The 18,274-nt window shown below is 71.4% G+C and carries 13 protein-coding genes and 1 pseudogene; 3 read left to right on the top strand and 11 right to left on the bottom strand.

What is annotated here, in order from left to right:
• Positions 1–239: 239 nt before the first annotated feature.
• Together ACH34T_RS37980 and ACH34T_RS37975 are read right to left on the bottom strand one after the other, a co-directional pair.
• Entirely contained in the window at positions 240–1,181 is a 942-nt protein-coding gene (locus tag ACH34T_RS37980; RefSeq protein ID WP_396025830.1) for a D-alanine--D-alanine ligase, read from the bottom strand.
• A gap of 160 nt (positions 1,182–1,341) precedes the next feature.
• Positions 1,342–2,574: a PLP-dependent aminotransferase family protein gene (locus ACH34T_RS37975; RefSeq protein WP_396025845.1), complete on the bottom strand. Its 1,233-nt coding sequence runs from the start codon at positions 2,572–2,574 to the stop codon at positions 1,342–1,344.
• A gap of 377 nt (positions 2,575–2,951) precedes the next feature.
• Here ACH34T_RS37975 and ACH34T_RS37970 point away from each other — a divergent pair, with 377 nt between their 5' ends.
• A complete protein-coding gene (locus ACH34T_RS37970; protein WP_396025829.1) occupies positions 2,952–3,569 on the top strand; it encodes a GNAT family N-acetyltransferase in 618 nt (205 codons plus the stop codon).
• Between the two features lie 262 nt (positions 3,570–3,831).
• On the opposite strand, the gene trxA is transcribed toward ACH34T_RS37970, so the two are convergent.
• On the bottom strand, positions 3,832–4,146 hold the full coding sequence (trxA, locus tag ACH34T_RS37965) for a thioredoxin (protein WP_396025828.1): 315 nt from the start codon (positions 4,144–4,146) through the stop codon (positions 3,832–3,834).
• A gap of 554 nt (positions 4,147–4,700) precedes the next feature.
• Positions 4,701–5,654: a thioredoxin-disulfide reductase gene (gene trxB / locus ACH34T_RS37960; RefSeq protein ID WP_396025827.1), complete on the bottom strand. Its 954-nt coding sequence runs from the start codon at positions 5,652–5,654 to the stop codon at positions 4,701–4,703.
• A 186-nt stretch (positions 5,655–5,840) separates the two neighbouring features.
• Between trxB and ACH34T_RS37955 the strand changes: the two genes are divergently transcribed.
• Positions 5,841–6,413, top strand: coding sequence for a dienelactone hydrolase family protein (locus ACH34T_RS37955; RefSeq protein ID WP_396025826.1), 573 nt, complete (start codon positions 5,841–5,843; stop codon positions 6,411–6,413).
• A gap of 226 nt (positions 6,414–6,639) precedes the next feature.
• Here the strand turns inward: ACH34T_RS37955 and ACH34T_RS37950 are convergent, their stop codons facing one another.
• The 7 genes from ACH34T_RS37950 to ACH34T_RS37920 form a co-directional block, all read right to left on the bottom strand.
• Positions 6,640–7,425, bottom strand: coding sequence for an anti-sigma factor family protein (locus ACH34T_RS37950; protein ID WP_396025825.1), 786 nt, complete (start codon positions 7,423–7,425; stop codon positions 6,640–6,642).
• The gene (sigM, locus tag ACH34T_RS37945) at positions 7,422–8,045 is read right to left on the bottom strand and encodes an RNA polymerase sigma factor SigM (protein WP_396025824.1); all 624 of its coding nucleotides are present in this window, start codon (positions 8,043–8,045) and stop codon (positions 7,422–7,424) included. Before sigM ends, ACH34T_RS37950 begins: the two co-directional genes overlap by 4 nt.
• Before the next feature lie 341 nt (positions 8,046–8,386).
• On the bottom strand, positions 8,387–9,877 hold the full coding sequence (locus ACH34T_RS37940) for an AMP-binding protein (protein ID WP_396025823.1): 1,491 nt from the start codon (positions 9,875–9,877) through the stop codon (positions 8,387–8,389).
• A gap of 95 nt (positions 9,878–9,972) precedes the next feature.
• Entirely contained in the window at positions 9,973–10,173 is a 201-nt protein-coding gene (locus tag ACH34T_RS37935) for a hypothetical protein (protein ID WP_396025822.1), read from the bottom strand.
• Between the two features lie 226 nt (positions 10,174–10,399).
• Complete coding sequence (murJ, locus tag ACH34T_RS37930; protein WP_396025821.1) at positions 10,400–12,196, bottom strand: murein biosynthesis integral membrane protein MurJ; 1,797 nt, start codon at positions 12,194–12,196, stop codon at positions 10,400–10,402.
• Positions 12,153–15,116, bottom strand: coding sequence for a DUF6049 family protein (locus tag ACH34T_RS37925; RefSeq protein WP_396025820.1), 2,964 nt, complete (start codon positions 15,114–15,116; stop codon positions 12,153–12,155). Before ACH34T_RS37925 ends, murJ begins: the two co-directional genes overlap by 44 nt.
• A 243-nt stretch (positions 15,117–15,359) precedes the next feature.
• Positions 15,360–16,013: a YbaK/EbsC family protein gene (locus ACH34T_RS37920; protein WP_396025819.1), complete on the bottom strand. Its 654-nt coding sequence runs from the start codon at positions 16,011–16,013 to the stop codon at positions 15,360–15,362.
• A 384-nt stretch (positions 16,014–16,397) separates the two neighbouring features.
• On the opposite strand from ACH34T_RS37920, the pseudogene ACH34T_RS37915 reads away from it, so the two are divergent.
• Positions 16,398–17,837 (top strand): annotated as a pseudogene (locus ACH34T_RS37915) (CCA tRNA nucleotidyltransferase); the annotation flags it as partial.
• Positions 17,838–18,274 lie beyond the last annotated feature (437 nt).

The raw sequence follows: 18,274 nt of genomic DNA, 5'->3' as shown, positions 1-18,274 counted from the left end.
GCGCCGTTGGACTTCGGTTCGCGCGTGAGGGCTTGGGGCGGTGCGTGCGGGGTCCCGGAGGCGTTGGTTGGCTGGCGTCCGGGGTGATGGGCGTCCCGTTGGGGGCGTGGCTGGCTTCGGGGCGCATTCGGCAGTGCTGGCGTGAGGGGGCGCGCGTTGGTGTTGGGGGTGGGAGTGCTTGGTGTTTGAGGCGAAAGTGTGTCGAGCCCGTGGTCTTTGGCCGGGACGGGAGTGGAGGTTCAGGGGAAGCGGGATAGGAGAAGGTCTCTGCACGCTTCGCCGAGGTCCAGGCCAGCGACGCTGATGGCGCGAGGGAAGAGGCTGGTCTCCGTCATGCCGGGGGCGACGTTGACTTCGAGGAAATGGACCTCGCCGTCGGGGGAGACGATGAGGTCGGTGCGGGAGAGGTCGCGGAGGCCGAGGGCGCGGTGGGCGGTGACGGCGGCGGCGGTGGCGCGGGCGGTGGCGTCCGGGTCGAGGCGGGCGGGGGTGACGAACTCGGTGTCGCCGGCGTCGTAGCGGGCGGTGTAGTCGTAGAGGCCGCCGGGGGCGACGATCTCGACGGCGGGGAGGGCGATGGGCGTGCCGTCGCGCTCGATGACGCTGACCGAGATCTCGACGCCGGACACGTAGCGCTCGACGAGTGCGGCGTCGCCGTAGGCGAAGCAGCCGACCATGGCGGCGGACAGGTCCCCGGCCTCGTGGACGACGGACGCGCCGAGCGCCGAGCCGCCTCGTGTGGGCTTGACGAACAGCGGGAGACCGAGGCTGCGGATGATCTGGTCGAGGACGGACGAGGCCCCGAGGTCGTGGAAGACCTCCTTGGGAAGGGCGACGGAGTCGGGCGTCCGGAGTCCGGCCCGGCGGATGACGGATTTGGCGGTCGGCTTGTCCCACGCCACCCGGCAGGCGTCGGGACGCGCACCGACGTAGCGGACGTCTAGGAGTTCGAGGACGTCCCGGATCGAGCCGTCCTCGCCCGCCGCCCCGTGCAGCACCGGGAACACGGCGTCCGGGGGATCGTCGGAAAGGGAGTCCAGGAGCGTCGCGTCCGCGTCGCGGAGTTCGACGGGGATGTCGAGGGCGCGCAGCGCTTCTGTGACGCGCCGACCGGAGCGGAGCGAGACCTCGCGCTCGTAGGAGAGTCCGCCGGCCAGGACGACGACATGCCCGAGTTCCACTGCTGGTGCCCCTCTAGCTGGTGCTGCTGACGGCGGAACGCACCGGCTCCCCCTCCGGGCGGGCGCCGAGTCGCGCCGTCCGGCACGATCATCATGCCTTCAGCGAGAACTGAAGGCCCGACGACCTGTCCGAGCGGCCGGTGCGTTTCACGTGAAACATTCAGACGACGTCCGGCCCCGGAGCCTGGACGCCGGTGGAGCCGCCCGCGGCGGTCCTGCCGAAAGTGTCCCGGAGACGGATCTCTTGTTCCACCACCGCGGCGAGGCGTCGGACGCCCTCCCGGATCCGGTGCGGCTCGGGGAAGCAGTAGGACAGGCGCATGTGCCGGTGGCCGGTCCCATCGGCGTAGAAGCCGGTGCCCGGGACGTAGGCGACGCGTTCGGCGATGGCACGGGGCGCCATGGCCTTGGCGTCGAGGCCCTCGGGGAGCGTGAGCCAGACGAAGAATCCGCCCGCGGGACGCGTCCACGTGCAGCCGTCCGGCATGAGCTGTTCGAGGGCGTCGAGCATCGCGTCGCGGCGCGCTCGGTAGAGCTCGCGGAAGTCCTTGATCTGCTCGCGCCACGGCTGCGTGGCGAGGTACTCGCGGACGGCGAGCTGCGAGAAGTTCGACGGGCACAGGATCGCGGACTCGGCGGCCAGGACGAGCTTGGCCCGCACCGCGTGCGGCGCCAGCACCCAGCCGACGCGGAGGCCGGAGGCGATCGTCTTGGAGAACGAGCCGAGGTAGATGACCCGCTGGGAGTCGTCCGCCCGGAGGGCCCGCATGGGTTCGTCCTCGAAGCCGAGGAGTCCGTACGGGTTGTCCTCGACGACGAGGACGTCGTACTCGGCGCAGATCTCAAGGATCTGGGCGCGGCGGGCGGTGGTGAGGGTGACGCCGGCGGGGTTCTGGAACGTCGGGACGGTGTAGAGGAACTTGACCCGGCGGCCCTGCGTCCGGAGGTCGGCGAGGGTCTCGCGGAGCGCGGCGGGGATGAGTCCCGCGTCGTCGAGCGGGACGTGGACGACGTCGGCCTGGTAGGCAGCGAACGTGCCGAGCGCGCCGACATAGGACGGGGCCTCGGCGAGGACGACGTCGCCCGGATCCACGAAGATCTTGGTGATGAGATCGAGCGCCTGCTGGGCGCCGACCGTGACGACGACGTCGTCCGCGGACGCCTGGACGCCCTCCAGCGCCATCACGTCGCAGATGTGCTCGCGGAGCCGCTCGTCGCCCTGCGCGGAGCCGTACTGCAGCACCTCGGCGCCCTTGCCCGCGACGAGGTCGCCGATCATCCGTCCGACGGCGTCGAGGGGAAGCGCCGAGACGTACGGCGCGCCGCCCGCGAGCGAGACCACCTCGGGGCGGGCGACCATCGCGAACAGAGCCCGGATCTCGGAGGGCACCATGCCGGCGGCGCGGGCGGCGTAGCGATCGGTGTAGGCATCCGTACGCGAGTGCTGTTCCACGAGGCACCTCCGAGGTGGAATGGCTTGCCAGCAAACTACGGCATCGGGCGGGGACGCTTCCCGCGAACCCCTGGGCGAGGGCGAGGCGCCCAGACGGGCCCCCGTACTGCTTCGCCCGCGAGGGCCGAGGGGGTGGGGGTGGTGGTGTTGCGGAAGGTGCGCCGCCCGGGTGGTGGTCCCCTGTCCGATACGATGCCCGAGGGTCCCGGAATGTTGCCGGGAACTTCAGCGGAGCGGCGTTCCGCCCCGAGAGACCGACGGCCCGGCCGGAGGTTTCAGCCGGGCGGGCGAGGATCGCAACAGGGGGTGCCGACCCAGTGTCGCGTCGTCTCGTGAACATCACGCTGGACAATCTGAACGATCTGCCGCACCGGTGCCGCGGCTGCGTGTTCTGGGAGCTGGACCCGGTGAGCCGGGACCGGGCGCTGGAGAGCGGCGACTCCGGCCTGGAGAAGGAGGCGTGGATCTCCTCGACGCTGCTGGAGTGGGGCAGCTGCGGCAAGATCGTGTACGTCGACAACGTCCCCGCGGGCTTCGTGCTGTACGCGCCGCCGCTGTACGTGCCGCGCTCGGTGGCGTTCCCGACCAGCCCCGTCAGCGCGGACGCGGTGCTCCTGATGACCGCGCACATCCTGCCGGAGTTCGCGGGCGGCGGGCTCGGCCGGATGCTCGTCCAGGGCGTCGCGAAGGATCTCACCCGGCGCACGGTGAAAGCGATCGAGGCGTTCGGCGATCTGAAGGGCGAGGAGGGCGGGTGCATGGTGCCCGCCGACTATCTGCTGTCGGTCGGGTTCAAGACCGTCCGCCCGCATCATCGGTATCCGCGGCTGCGGCTGGAGTTGAAGTCGGCCCTGTCGTGGCGTGAGGACGTCGAGGTGGCCCTGGAACGGCTGCTGGGCTCCATGACCCCGGAGGGGGCGCTACGACCAGTCTGAGGCGTTCTGAGCCGGTTTATTCGTGTGGCCCGCACTCCGTCAGGAGCGCGGGCCACACGCTTTCGCGCTCGCCGCGGGAGGCGATCGCGGGAGGCGGCGAGGTCAGACGGGACGGACCCGGTCGCCGCGGCCGCGACGTCGCGCGGCGCGCCTGCCGACCGGCCTGCGATCCGGCTGACCGTGCTTGGGTCGGCCGCCTTCGCCCGACCTGGACTTATCGGATGGCGCCGCCTTCGACGGCCGCGTAAGGGCCGGGACACCGTCAGATGAACTCGGCCAGATCGCGCAGCAGGGCCGCCTTCGGCTTGGCGCCCATGATCTGCTTCACGACCTCGCCGTCCTTGTAGATGTTCATCGTCGGGATCTGCAGGACGCCGTACGACTGCGGCACCTTCGGGTTCTCGTCGATGTTGAGCTTGACGATCTCGATCTTGTCGCCGTGCTCCTTGGAGATCTCCTCAAGGATCGGCGCCACCATCCGGCACGGGCCGCACCATTCCGCCCAGAAGTCGACAAGAACGGGCTTGTCGCTCTTCAGGACCTCGGTTGCGAAGTCGGCGTCGGTCACGACTTTCATGGTTCTCCTTCACTCATGGTGCGGGCGGCGGGACGTCCCCGCCCGATGGTGCCGGACGATCGTCTCCGTCCGGCGAATTCCTTGGCCTACCGGCCTGTCGAACCGCCTTCCGGCGTCCAGATTCGGCACCGGCGTTCCGCTGGAGCGTTCCGTCTGCTCATCTGTCGGCCGATCTGGTCACGTGCTTTCGGTCCGATGCCTGCTGGTCGGCTCGGTTTGGCTCGATTGGCTCGATTGGCTCGGTTTGGCTCGGTTTGACTCGGTTCGATTCGGGTTCGTCGAGCGGCGTCGGGACTTCGGGCTGGTCTCTTGCGCGCGGTGCGTTCACCTGCGGTGGCTCGATGAAATGGCCGAGAGCTGCTGCACCGCGTGCCGGTCACCGATATCAGGCGCCGGATTGCGGTCAGCGAGCACTCGCCGAACCTGCCGGCGCGTCGAGCGGCTGACCGTGGCTTCCCGCACGGACATCAGCTTCGGGGCCCAACCGATCGCGCATTGGGCCAGCGGTTGGTGTCGTAGCCCCAGGCCCTGGTGGGACGGTTCGGGCTGCGGGTTCAGGCTTGCGGCACGGTTTCCGCGGCGTCCCGATCCTGGAGCCAGCGCTCGGCGTCGATGGCCGCCGCACAGCCGGTGCCCGCGGCGGTGACGGCCTGACGGTAGATGTGGTCCACCACGTCACCGCAGGCGAACACGCCGGGGACCTTCGTCCTCGTGGTCGGCGCGTCGACGAGCAGGTAACCGTCGGTGTCGGTCTCCAGCTGACCGGCGAACAGTTCGCTGCGCGGGTCGTGCCCGATCGCGATGAACAACCCGGTGATCTCCAGCGTGGACTGCTCGCCGTTCTTGGTGTCGCGGACGGTGACGCCGGTGACGCGGTCCTCGCCGTGGATCGCGGTGACCTCGCCGTTCCACCGGAACTTGATCTTCTCGTTGGCGAACGCCCGATCCTGCATGATCTTGGACGCGCGCAGCTGGTCACGGCGGTGGATCACGGTGACGGAGCGGGCGAACTTGGTGAGGAAGATCGCCTCCTCCATGGCGGTGTCGCCGCCGCCGACGACCGCGATGTCCTGTTCGCGGAAGAAGAAGCCGTCGCAGGTCGCACACCAGGAGACGCCGCGTCCGGAGAGGCGCTTCTCGTCCGGCAGGCCCAGCTCGCGGTAGCCGGACCCGGTCGCCACGATCACGGTCTTGGCGAGGTAGGTGTCGTCGCCGACCTTGACGACCTTCGGGTCGGCGGTGAGGTCGACCTCGGTGACGTCGTCGGTGACGAGCTCGGCGCCGAACCGCTCCGCCTGCTTGCGCAGGTTGTCCATCAGGTCGGGACCCATGATCCCGTCCGGGTAGCCCGGGAAGTTCTCGACGTCGGTGGTGTTCATCAAGGCACCTCCGGCCGTCACCGAACCCTCGAACACCAGCGGTTTGAGGTCGCCACGGGCGGCGTAGATGGCGGCCGTATAGCCCGCGGGTCCCGAGCCGATGATGATGACGTTACGGACGTCGCTCACTGTTCTGCCTCTCCTCATTGGCCGTCGGTGCCGCGCGACCTGGCCTGCAACTCGCGTCAACCGATCCTAGGCCCCGGGGATTCCCGGCACGGCGAGCCCGACTCCCGCCCGGGGCTGGGTTCGCGCTCCGGAGGCCTGGTGGCTTGGGGCGCTTGGACGGTTCCCGGTGGTCGTAGGGTGTGGTGCATGGCGCGCGTTCTGCTTCTTCACTCGATGTACGGGCTGCGACCTGCAGTGCAGCAGGCGGCGGACAGGCTTCGTGCGGCGGGGCACGAGGTCCACGTCCCGGACCTGTACGACGGACGGGTCGTCGACGAGCCGGAGGCGGGCATCGAGATCAAGGAGGAGATCGGGCGGGACGAACTGCTGCGCCGTGCGGTGGCGGCGGCCGCTCCGCTGGTGGGCGACGGCGGCCTCGTGTACGCGGGGTTCTCGCTCGGCGGCTCCCTCGCCCAGAACCTCGCGCTCGCCGACGCGAAGGCGGGCGGGCTGCTGCTGATGCACGGCACGTCCGACATGGCGGACGACGCGTCCACCGAGATCCCGGTGCAGCTGCACGTCGCCGACCCGGACACGTGGGAGCCCTCCGACTGGCTCAACGCCTGGTACCTGCGGATGCGGAAGGCGGGCGCGGACGTGGAGGTCTTCCGGTACCGGGGTGCCGGGCACCTGTTCACCGACCCGGACCTGCCCGACTACGACGCCGAGGCCGCCGAACAGGCCTGGACGATCGCGCTGGAGTTCATCGCAACCCTCTGACCACTGGCCAGCGACCGACCGCCAGCGACCGACCACGCGACCGACCACCAGCGGCCGACCAACCAGCGTCCGGCCAAGCGGCCCAGCGACTCCACCGAGCGGGGCAGCGGCTGACAGGCCGGGCAGCGATCTACTGGGCGGCCGGCACGAGGGTTTCCGGGCGGGCGGGGAGAAAGGTCATGGACGGTGGCGGATCGCCGGGTGTCCATGGCCTTCGGATATGTGGTCAGGCGTTCTTTATCGTCTTGAGGACGTGCTGGTTCTGGGCCGAGCAGTCCGGCCCGACGACCCACACGTTCAGCTTCCCGGGCGTGTCGCCGTTGACGGCGATGACGGTCGCCGGTTTTCCCTCGTATTCGGCCTGGTCGACGAGGACGGGCTTCTGTTCGCGGACGAGGCCGACGACACAGCCGCGGAGACGCGTGTCCGGCGCGTCGGCGGCGCTGAGCTTCTGGTTGGTCGCCATGACCTGGCCGACCTGCGCGGCGAGCGTCCCGGCGCGGTAGTCGGTGCCGCTGCTCGCGACCGCGAACGCGGGTGCCGGCGCCGCGTTCGGCGCCATACCGCCGCTCCGCTTCTCGTTCTCGCTCCCGGTGACGCCGGGGCGCGCGTTGTCCTGCGGTGGGGCCGAGGCCTGGCCGTGGTCGCCGTTCGTGTTGTCCAAGGCGATCGTCCCGACCGCCGCTCCGCCGCCGAGCACAACCACGGCCGCGGCGGCGGCCGACAGTATCCGCCAATGCCGCCTTCCGCGCCGCTCCTCCAGGCTCGTCACGGCCGCGGTGGTCAGCGACTCCGCGGCGATGGCGGTGTCGATGCGTTCGGCCAGTTCGGCGGGCATGGACGGCGCGGGTGCCTCCGCCAGCAGCCGGGACACGTCCGCAAGGTCGGCGGACAGGTCACGGCAGTCGGCGCAGGTGTCGAGGTGCGCGTTGACGGAGGCGGCTTCGTCGGCTGCGAGCAGTCCTTCGGCCAGGTCGGCCAGGACGTCGTAGTCAAGGTGTGCGGGGTTCACTTGGGCATGCCACCTCCTTCCACACCTCCGACGTTTTTGCGTTCCCGTCGGTTCCGGTGATGGCCGAGAAGGGGGGCGAGCCGGGCGCGTCCGCGCGCGCACCGGCTCTTGATCGTGCCGGGCGGGACCTCCATGACCTGCGCGGCGTCGTCGACGGAATAGCCCATCATGTCGACGAGGACGAGGGCGGCGCGCTGCTCGAACGGCAGCTGCCCGAGCGCGGTGCGGACGTCCAGAGACACGCCGTGCGCGTCGGTCGGGTCGGGCATCTTCGGCGCGACGGCGTCGAAGGTGGCGTCGTCGCCCATCGGTGTCGCGGGGCGGACGGACTTGCGCCTGATGCGGTCCAGGCAGGCGTTCACGACGATCCGGTGCAGCCAGGTGGTGACGGCGGCGTCCCCGCGGAACCGTCCGGCCGCGCGGAACGCCGAAAGGCAGGCGTCCTGGAGGGCGTCCGCGGCCTCTTCGGGGTCGCCGAGGGTGCGGAGCGCGACGGCCCACATGCGGTCCCGGTGGCGGTGGACGAGTTCGGCGAAGGCGTGCGGGTCCCCCTGGGCATGGCGGGCGAGGAGCTCCTTGTCGGGCACCTCGTCGACGCGACGCATGCTCACCGACGTCATGAGCGACCGCTTTCTCGTTCGGGACGCCCGGGGGGTGCCGAGTATCCGCGACCGGCTGCTGGGGTAGGCACCACAGGTTCCTGGGGGCGAAGGGACATCTGCTTACAGGCACGATACCGACAAGCACCGCCCCACGTCACAGACCGTTCCGCGGCGTTCCACTCTGCGGCAAAGCCGATACCTGACGGCCGGGACCGCCGAGGCCACCCCGCCCCTCCGGCCTCGCCGCCTCCGAGGACACTGCGGGCCGTCCACGGGCTTGGCGGTCTCCCCCCGGGCGACGCGATCTTCCGCGGCGACGCGGCGGGGGATGGACGCAGCTTCCGGAGGGCGGCGTCGGATCAGTTCTGTGAACCGTGGACGGAGACTTCGCTGACCTCGGCGCGCAGCTGCCCGTCCGAGCCGCTGGAAAGCTTGGTGAACCAGAGCAGCACGTAGCGTCCGGTACGCCGCCCGGGGACCTGGAACGACGTGACGCCCGAGCCCGACGTCGTGACCGTCTGAACCTTCTGCATCGCGTTCGGGTCGGACGTGTCACCGATCCTCAACTGGATCGTGGCGCCGGGGGACTCGGGGAGCTGGGCCTTGACCTCCCTGATCGTGACCTGCCGGCCCATGTCGAGCAGCAGGCCGACGCCCTCCTTGAGGTTGCCGAACTCTGGAGAGGTGTAATACGAGCTGCGCCAGACCGTTCCGCCCTTGCCGTCGATGGCGAGACGGCCCTTCTCCTTGCCTTCGCCTCCGTCCTGGCCGACGGGGTCGAGGCCCTCCGCGCTCGCGACGGGGAGCTTGGTGGCGGAAGGCGCCTTCGGCGTGGACGACGTCTTCGGGTCCGCGACGCCGGAGTTGCCGGACTTGTCGTTGGAGCCTTTGCCGGCCAGCGCCCAGGCCCCGAGGCCGACGATGACGGTGAGCGCGGCGGCGGCGACGCCGAGGAGCGCACGGTTCGCGGGGCGGCGCGGGGCGCCGTGCCCGCCGCCGTGCCCGCCATGCGTCCCTTGGCCGCCTTGGCCGCCGTGGCCGTGCGCCGGCGCGGTGCGGGTGGACGTGGAAGCCGGCGGGGGCGCGGCATCGCGCCGGCTGCGCGTCCGGGGCGGCGGGACGTGCGACATCGCCTGGGGCTCGGGCGCGGGCTGGTGATGCGGCTGCGTGGACGCCGACGTCGACGCCCTGGAGCGGCGGCGGGACGGCCCGTGCGGCGGCGCGGCGTGCCCGTGCGGCGTGGGTCGACGGGGCGGCGAGGAGGGCGGGGACGGCGGCTGGGTGTGGCCGAGACCTGCGAAAAGCGGCAGCGGTGTGCGGGGCACGCCGCGTAGCGCCTTGGCCAGGTCGGCGGGGGACGCGAGCGGTTCGGCGGGCCCGATGCCGAGGCAGCGGCACACGATCGCGTCGATCGCGTGCGAGATCCCGGCCTGGACCTGGCGGGGCGCGTGCAGGACGCCCTCGCCGTCCGCCGCGGACGCGCCGGGTGCAGCGGACGCGCCGGGCGAAGTGGGCGAAGTGGACGCGCCGGGTGCGTTGGGCGAGGTGGGTGCGGGTGGGAGGTTGGAGCCGGCGGCGTCGCCGGGCCAGTGCGCGGTGAGGGCCGCGTACAGCATCCGGCCGAGGCCGCGGACGTCCTCGCCCGCCGGGTCGTCGGAGTACCGGTCGCCGAGGACGGCGTCGGTCGCGATGCCGAGGATCTTGACGGTGCCGCCGGTCGTCCAGACGAGGTCGCGGGGCGTGAGGCAGAGGTGCGCCAGCCCGGCGGCGTGCGCGGCGGCGATCGCCTCGGACGCCTCGTACAGCAGCGTCGCGGCGCGTCCGGGTTCGAGCGGGGCCTTGGCGAGCATCCCCTCCAGGGGCTCGCCGACGACCCATTCGCTGACGACGTAGGCGCTCTCGCCGCTGTCGTCGGCGTCGAAGACCTGGGTGAGCCGCGGATCGGTCAGCCGGCTGGCCGCCCGGGCGGACGTGACGACCTCGGCGATCCGGGGGAACCCGGGATCGAGGTGCGGACGGCGACCGCCCGCGCGAGGATCTCGTCGATGGCCTTCCAGAGCGACGATCCGCCCGTGTCGCTGATGCGCTTTTCGAGCCGGTAGCGGCCGGCGAGGCGGGTGCCGGGCTCGATGACTGACGTGCTCACGGCAATGTCCTGGACAGGTGGTCAGATCCCATGTTCGTGGCGTGGCAGCTTACGCCTCCGACCCTCCTCTTTGCGTTTCCCAGGGTGTCGCCCCGCAAGCCGTAGTCCCCCACATGGTAGTGGCTACTCGTACAAGTGGCCGCCTTATCGCCGCGCGTCCTTTTTACTTTGCCTCTTTACTTTGCCTGGCCCTCCCGGTGGCCGCGCGGCTCCCGGGTCGGCGGCGTCAGCGTCCGGGGAGTTTCCGGGCGAAGGTGGAGATCACGGCCTGGACCTCGTCCACCCTCATTAGCTTGGCGAAGATCAGGTACAGCAGGCCGCCGCCGGCGGAGCCGACCGCCAAGGTGACCAGGGCCGGGACGAGCCTGCCGGTGTCGCCGACGGCGTCCGCGACGGTGTGCGCGGCGTAGGCGAACCCGACCAGCGGCCAGATCGCGACGACCAGCTTCAGGTGTCCGCCGATGATGCGGCGGCCGTCGATGCCGCCGAGCTTGCGGCGCAGCACCAGCCAGCAGGTGAGCGCGCCGACCGTGTTGGTGACCGCGAAGCCGGCGGCGATGCCGACCACGATCCACTTGACGCCGAGGACGTTGTAGGCGGTGAACGCCATGATGATGTTGGACGTGACGGAGACGAGGCCGACCAGCGCGGGCGTCCGGGTGTCGCCGTGGGCGTAGAAGACCCGCAGCATCAGCTGGTAGGTGGAGAACGGCACCAGCGCGATCGCGAACATCTGCATGACGCGCGCGATGACCAGGGCGTCCTCGGACGTGGTGTTCCCGTGCGCGAACAGCACGGTGGTGATCTCCGGGCCGAGCACCAGCATCAGCGCCGCCGCCGGCATGATGATCACCGAGGAGAGGCGGAGCCCGCTGGAGAACGCGGCGCGCACGTCGGCGGTCTTGCCCTCGGCCGCGAACCGGCTCATCCGCGGCAGCAGCGCGGTGATCACCGAGACGCCGACGATGGCGTAGGGCAGCTGGAAGAGCTGGTAGGCGTTGAAGTACGGCGTGTAGCCGTAGCCTTCGCCGAGCCCCTCGTCGACGGCGAGGTTCCCGGCCCGGTTCGCGAGCGCGGTCACGACTGCGAACCCGGCCTGGGTCGCGACGACGTAGAGCAGCGTCCAGCCGGCCATCCGCGCGACCTCGCCGATCTCGCCGCGCTGGAAGTCGAGGCGGGGCCTCCACCGGAACCCGGCCCGGCGCAGCGACGGCCACAGCGCCAGCGTCTGCAGGACGATCCCGCCCGTGGTGCCGAGGGACAGCAGCAGCATCTGGCCGTCGGAGATGTTGGACGGGTCGACCCGTCCCGTCGTGATCGCCAGGAACGCGCCGCCGACCGCGATCACGACGAGGTTGTTCAGCACCGGCGCCCACATCGGCGCGCCGAAGCTGCCGCGCGTGTTGAGGATCGCCCCGGCGAACGCGCCGACGCCGTAGAAGAAGATCTGCGGCAGGAAGAACTGCGCGAAGAGGATCGCGACCTTCCGCTGGTCGCCGGTGTAGCTGCCCGCGAGGACGTCGATGAACAGCGGCGCGCACAGGATCGCGACGACGGTGAGCGCGCCGAGGCCGATCACCGCGAGGGTGAACACGCGCTGCTCGTACCGTTCGCCGTAGGCGCGGTCGCGTTCCTTGGCGCGGACCAGCAGCGGGACGACGACGCTGGTCAGGATCCCGCCGAGCAGCAGGTCGTAGATCTGGTTGGGGATCGTGTTGGCGGTGTTGTAGGCGTTGGCGAGCAGCCCGGTGCCGAGCGCGGCGACGATGACCGCGGTGCGCAGGAACCCGGTGACGCGGGACGCGAGCGTCCCCACGGCCATGATCGCGCCGGAGCGCAGGATGCCGCCGGACGCGCCCTTCCCGCCCGCGTTCGCGTCGCCTGCGTTCGCGTCGCCTGTGCCTGGGGTGCCTGCGCTGCCGGGGACGGCGTCCACGATCGTCTCGCCGGCGCCTACGCGGCCGCCGGGGACGGGAAGGTCAATCGCCGTCTCGGCCGGGAGGTTCGCGGCGCCCGGCGGCATGTTTCCCGCCGCCGCCCCCGCCGTTCCGGCTGTTCCCGCCGTCGGAGGCCGTGCCGTCGGAGGCTGGCCCGTTGGCGGCCGGCCTGGATATCCCGCCGGGTTCCGCGGTGTCTGCGGGCTCTGCTGTCCCCGTCCCGGATAGCCCGGGCGCGGCGGGCTCTGGTGTGGAGGGCCTTGGTGTGGCGGGCCCTGGGGCGGCGGGCTCTGGTGTGGGCGGGCTTGAGGTGGTGGGTTCTGAGGTGGCGGTGGGCCCTGCCCCTGGGAGGGGCTCCGGCCCTGAGGGTAGCCCGGCGCCGGAGGGCTGTTGCCCCGTGCCGGATATCCCTGGGGGCTGCCCTGTGACGGGTAGCGGCCCTGTTGCCGTGGGTCCCCCGGCCTCATGGGGGTGCCCCGTTGCTGTTGAGGAGTGCCGGGGGTCGGATACCCCTGACCCTGGGGGCTGCCCTGCGCCGGGTAGCCCGGTGCTTGGGGAGTGCCCTGGTCCTGAGGACGGTTCTGCGCCGGGTAGGCCCGGTCCTGGCGCTGCTGCGGACCCGCCGTTGGGTAGCCCGGGCTCTGCGAACCCGGAGGCGGGCTCTGCGAACCCGGACGAGTACCCGGGGGCGGGCCCTGGGGACCCGGGGCCGGAGGCTGAGGTCCCGGACGCGGGTCCTGAGAATCCGGAGCCGGGGCCTGGGAACCCGGAGTCTGGGAACCTGGGGCCGGGGCCTGGGAGCCCGGGGCCGGCGTACCCGTTCCCTTGTTCCGCCGTCCCCGCCGGTCCCATCTCGGTCGACCCGTCACCGCCTGCCTCCGAATTCCGGCGGCGCCTTGCTCTGATGGCCCGCACTCCGACGCCCACGAAGAGTACGGCAAGTCCGCCGCCGGTGATGACCAGGGCGAGCCGCCCGTACCCGGTGGTGCGAACGGTGATGGTCTCGCCGCTTCCGAACGTCCGGCCGCCCGACTCCGGGATCATCAGCTCAAGGCGCACATGGAAGTTGCCGTTCCCGGCCGCCTTCGCCGGAATCCACCGCTGGGCCCGTTCCCCGGGCCTCAGGTTGATCACGGCCTCGTCGGGGTCGAGCGCCCCGAGCCGCAGTTTCGAGCGGCTCTCCGACGTCGGGACCGCGACGAGGCGGACCCGCACGGACTGGTCGCTCAGCGTGTTCTCGACGAGCACCGGCAGCTTGCCCGAGCTGCCGCCCATCAGCACCCGTTTGTTCTTGGTGGTGACGATGCGGACGCGGTCCATGTCGTCGCCGAGCTCTCGCGCGAGCTCTCTGCGCGCCGCCTTGGCGCGGCCGGGCATCGTCCGCCAGGCGACCGACTGCAGGCGCAGGAGCGCGCGCTCGTAGGAGATCTTGATCTCGCCCGTCATGATCGCCTGGAAGGTCGCGGCCTGCCGGGCGATCTCGCGCGTCTGCGTGAGGTGCGCGTCGCTGAGCTCGAACGCCTCGTAGTCGTCGTTGTAGCCGTTGAAGACCCTGCCCTGCGGCGCCGCGGACTCGGCCTTGGCCAGCGGCGTCTCCCGCAGCCAGGGCGCGTTCTTGGTGTAGCTCAGCAGCTTCTCGGCGAAGCCGGGCGCCGGGTTCCAGTGCCGGTCGGGCGCGACGACGACGGTGCGCTTCAGGTTCGGCGTCTCCGCCGCGATCATCGCCGTCTCGGCGAGGAAGCGCTGTTCGGCCAGCGCCGCCCCCGCGGTGGACGCCGTGCCCTTGCTGACGATCTGGCTCAGCTTGTCGTCGTACAGGACGGCGTTTTTCCTACCCGCGTTCGTCTGGAGTGTCGTGGTGGCGTTCGGCGGCGTCCCGGGCGGCGGGGCCTGGAACTGCGAGCTGCTCATCAGGAACGTCCCGCCGTCCTTCAGAGAGTGCTTGGCGAGCTGCCCGAGCGTGCCGGGACCCGCGACGCCGTACGGCGGCCAGGCGACATGCGCGTCCGCCGGACGTCCGAGGACCTTCGTCGCGACACCGGTGTTCCGCTCGTCGAGGGCGACACCGATGTCGCGCGGCGTCTTGTGGCGGACGAGCGCGACGACGTCGGGGTCGCCGTACGGGACGGTGAAGTACGGGTCGCTCTTCGCGGCGTTCTTCAGCGCCGCCAGCCAGGACGCCGCGACCGCGCTCTTCTCCTTCTCGGTGCGTTTCCCGCCGAACGGCTTCACCGTGTAGTCGCCGGACGCCATCTGCTGGACGTCGTCCAGCAGCGCCGGATCCATCGCCCAGGTGACCGGCGTGTCGCTCCCGGCGGCGGCGTTGACGAGCTTGCCGAGGCGTCCGCTCCGCGACATCTCCGTCGTGAGCTGGTCGTCGAAGAAGGTCTGGTCGTTGGTGCGGTGCATCCGGTCGATCAGCGGCCAGACCCAGCTGACCTCCACCGGATTGAACTGCCGCTGCTTCGGCATGAACGTCAGGAACGTCATCAGCCCGCCGACCACCTGCTGCGCGGAGTTCAGCACCTCGACGCCCACCGGGTACACGCCGGGCGTGCCGCCAGGGGGGCGCAGTTGCAGCGCCTTGGTGGTGGTCTTGAACGTCCAGCCCTGCGTCTTGCCGGGGGTGGCCACGCCGGTGAGCGGCAGCTGCTGCGGCGCGATGTTGGGCAGCAGGCTCGGCTGGCCGGCCGAGTACTGGTCCAGCTGACTGCGGCTGAGGACGGGCTGGGCGCTGTACCGCAGCCGCATGGTGAGCCCGGCGAGCTGGTCGTCCGTGCGGTTCTTGGCGAGGCCGGAGATCTCGATCCGGGAGTTCTCGCGGACGGGTTTCGGGTCGACCTTGGTGAGCGCGAGCCCCACCGGGGCGCGCTGCCGCGCCAGCGCCGCGGCCTCGGGGGCCTTCCGCGCCGCCGCCGTGGCGGGGGACGCCAGGGTGGCGGGGGCCGCCATCGCGATGCAGGGCAGCAGGGCGGCCAGCGCGACCGCGCGCTTGACCGTCCTCACGCCGTGTCCGACCAGGAGCCGCCCGGAGCCGTGCTGTCGACCACGGAACCGGCCGCCTCGGGACGGCGGGCGTCGATTTCCCGCACCACGGCCCCGATGGTAGTCCGCCGGACGGTCCCATCAGACCGTCCCGTCCAGGTCTGGCGCGGATTCGGCCGCCGTCCGTCCGCGGTCTGCCGCCGCCGCGACACCACCGTCCCCAGTGCCCCCACAAGCCGCGAAACCCCCACCTGCCGGTCGGGGTCAGGCGACTGGGTGGCGGGGTCCTTGCTTGGCGGGACGGGCGGCAGCGGACGGGGCGCGGAAGAGGTCGGCCGGTTGCGCGTGGCACAGGGCGTACAGAGTGCGTCCTCTGATGCCGAGCGCCGTCGACGCCTCGCCGGTCGCCGTGTAGACGACATCGTCGGCAGGGACGTCGTCAGTGGGGAGGCCATCGGCGGGGAGGCTGTCTGTGGGAAGACCGTCCACGACGGGCCGGTCGATGATGCGGCGGTCGATGAGGAGCGGCATGTCGTCCGGCAGGAGGAGCGGGCAGACGAGGCCCGCCGCGTACTCGGTGACGGCGTTGACGACATCGGCGTGGGCCGGACGGACGGTCTCGGCGCCGACGGCGCGCCGTACCGCGTCCAGGGGCGGCCGCTCGCCCGCCGGGACGATCACTCCGGTCAGGAACTGCCGCCCCGGAAAGCCGCTACTGCCGTAGTCGTAGTCGTAGCCGTCGCTGTTGCTGTCGTTGTAGTTGCAGGAGTAGACGCAGGTCACCAGGCAGCGGTCCGCGGGCAGGCCGAGCGCCTTGGGGAGTTCGTCGGCGTGGGCCAGCGCGACGGGCAGCCGCACGATCTCGTGCACGGCCTCGCGTTCGAGCAGCGCGCGGTGGATGGTGAGAGCGTCCTTCATGATCGGCTCCATCCCGCGGGGTTCTCGCCCCGCTCACCCCGGAACTGGTTTCCTGTGTCCCTGTCCCCGTGCTTCGCACTCTGCGGGGAATATCCCCACATACCCGAGACGTCCGGTTTAACCCTGCGCGTGCATCGCGCAAACCCTCCACATGCGCCTCTGCCGCAGGTGCGGCGGACCGTGGCCCTTGGCGATCCCGCTACCGTTGTCGTGCGGGAGGCTCACCGGCGGTCGCGCTGGCGTCATCGGGGTGCCCAGAACGTAACTCGGGGATCGCCGCATGTGAAGGGTCCCGTCCTGCTTCGGTCCGCAAGGACTCCTTGCGGCCCCCCGCCGATCGGCAGAAAGTCCTTTGTCAGCCCGTCTACCAAGGAAATACGCTCGATGGCCGTGCCCAACCAGAACGTGACCCCCGAGGCATCGCGGCGCACCGCGATCGCCGAGCTGCTGCGCCGCATCGCGCCCGTCGCCGACGACCTCGGCGCCCTGTTCGCGGCGGCCGGGCACGAGCTGGCGCTGGTCGGCGGCCCCGTCCGGGACGCGCTGCTGCGCCGTCCGACCAAGGACGTCGACCTCACCACCGACGCGCCGCCCGAGCGCACCCTGGAGATCATCCGCGGCTGGGCCGACGCGCACTGGACGATCGGCATCGAGTTCGGCACGGTCGGGCTCCGCAAGGACGGCGTCGAGCTGGAGATCACGACGTACCGCAGCGAGTCCTACGACCCGAAGTCGCGCAAGCCGGACGTGTCGTACGGGACGTCCCTCGTCGAGGACCTGCGCCGCCGCGACTTCGCAGTCAACGCGATGGCGGCGCGGCTGCCCGGGCACGAGTTCGTCGACCCGTTCGGCGGCCTCGTCGACCTGCGGAACAAGATCCTGCGGACCCCCGGCCGCCCCGAGGACTCCTTCAGCGACGACCCGCTGCGGATGATGCGCGCCGCCCGGTTCGCCTCGCAGCTCGGCTTCACGGTCGCGCCGGACGTCGTCCAGGCCATGACGGACATGGCGGGACGCATCGAGATCGTCTCCGCCGAGCGGGTCAGGGACGAGCTGTCCAAGCTGATCTGCGGCCGGTACCCGCGGCAGGGCCTCGCGCTGCTCGTCGACACCGGCCTCGCCGCGCACGTCCTGCCCGAGCTGCCGAAGCTGCGCCTGGAGATCGACGAGCACCACCGGCACAAGGACGTCTACGAGCACTCGCTGATCGTCCTGGAGCAGGCCATCGCTCAGGAGAAGGAGGGGCCCGACCTCGTCCTGCGCCTCGCCGCCCTCCTCCACGACATCGGCAAGCCGCGCACGCGCCGCTTCGAGCCGGGCGGACGGGTCTCCTTCCACCACCACGAGGTCGTCGGCGCGAAGATGACCCGCAAGCGGCTGACCGCGCTGCGGTACTCCAAGGACGTCATCGCGGACGTGTCGCGGCTGGTCGAGCTGCACCTGCGGTTCCACGGCTACGGCACCGGCGAGTGGACCGACTCGGCCGTCCGCCGGTACGTCCGCGACGCCGGGCCGCTGCTCAGCCGCCTGCACAAGCTGACCCGCGCCGACTGCACGACCCGCAACAAGCGCAAGGCCGACCGGCTCCGCCGCACCTACGACGACCTCGAACTCCGGATCGAGCGGCTCGCGCAGGAGGAGGAACTGGCCGCGATCCGCCCGGAGCTGGACGGCAACGAGATCCAGGACATCCTCGGCATCACCCCCGGCCCGCTCGTCGGCAGGGCGTACCGCTTCCTCCTCGACGTCCGCCTCGACCGCGGCATGATCGGCAAGGACGCGGCCGCCGCCGAACTCCGCCACTGGGCCACCACCGAGGGCCTCCTCCCCACCGACGAGCCGCCAAAGAGCACAGTGCCCAAGGACGAGGTCTCCAGGCGCGCCGCCCACAAAGCCAAGCCGCCGAAGCCTGAGACCCCCAGGCACAAGGCCCGTGAGGGCGATGCGTCCAAGGGCGAGGTGTCCGGCGGTGCCGCGCGCAAGGACGAGCCGCCGAAGCCCGAGACGCCCGGGCACGAGGTCGGTGAGGGTGCGGCCCGTGAGGGCGATGCGTCCGAGGGCGCGGTGTCCGGCGGTGTGACGCGCAAGGACGAGCCGCCGAAGTCTGAGGCGTCCGGGCACGAGGTCGGTGAGGGTGCGGCCCGTGAGGGCGCGGCACCTGAAGGCGCGGCCCCTGAGGACAATGCGTCCGAGGGGGGCGCATCGGAGGGCGTCGCATCTGGGAGCGCGGCATCTGATGCAGGGGCCGAAGGGGTGGGGTC

This window comes from Actinomadura sp. 9N215 (assembly GCF_044326345.1).
Taxonomy (GTDB): Bacteria; Actinomycetota; Actinomycetes; order Streptosporangiales; family Streptosporangiaceae; genus Spirillospora.
The sequence above is the reverse complement of the archived record's forward strand: the minus strand, read 5'-3'. Positions and strand labels throughout refer to the sequence as shown.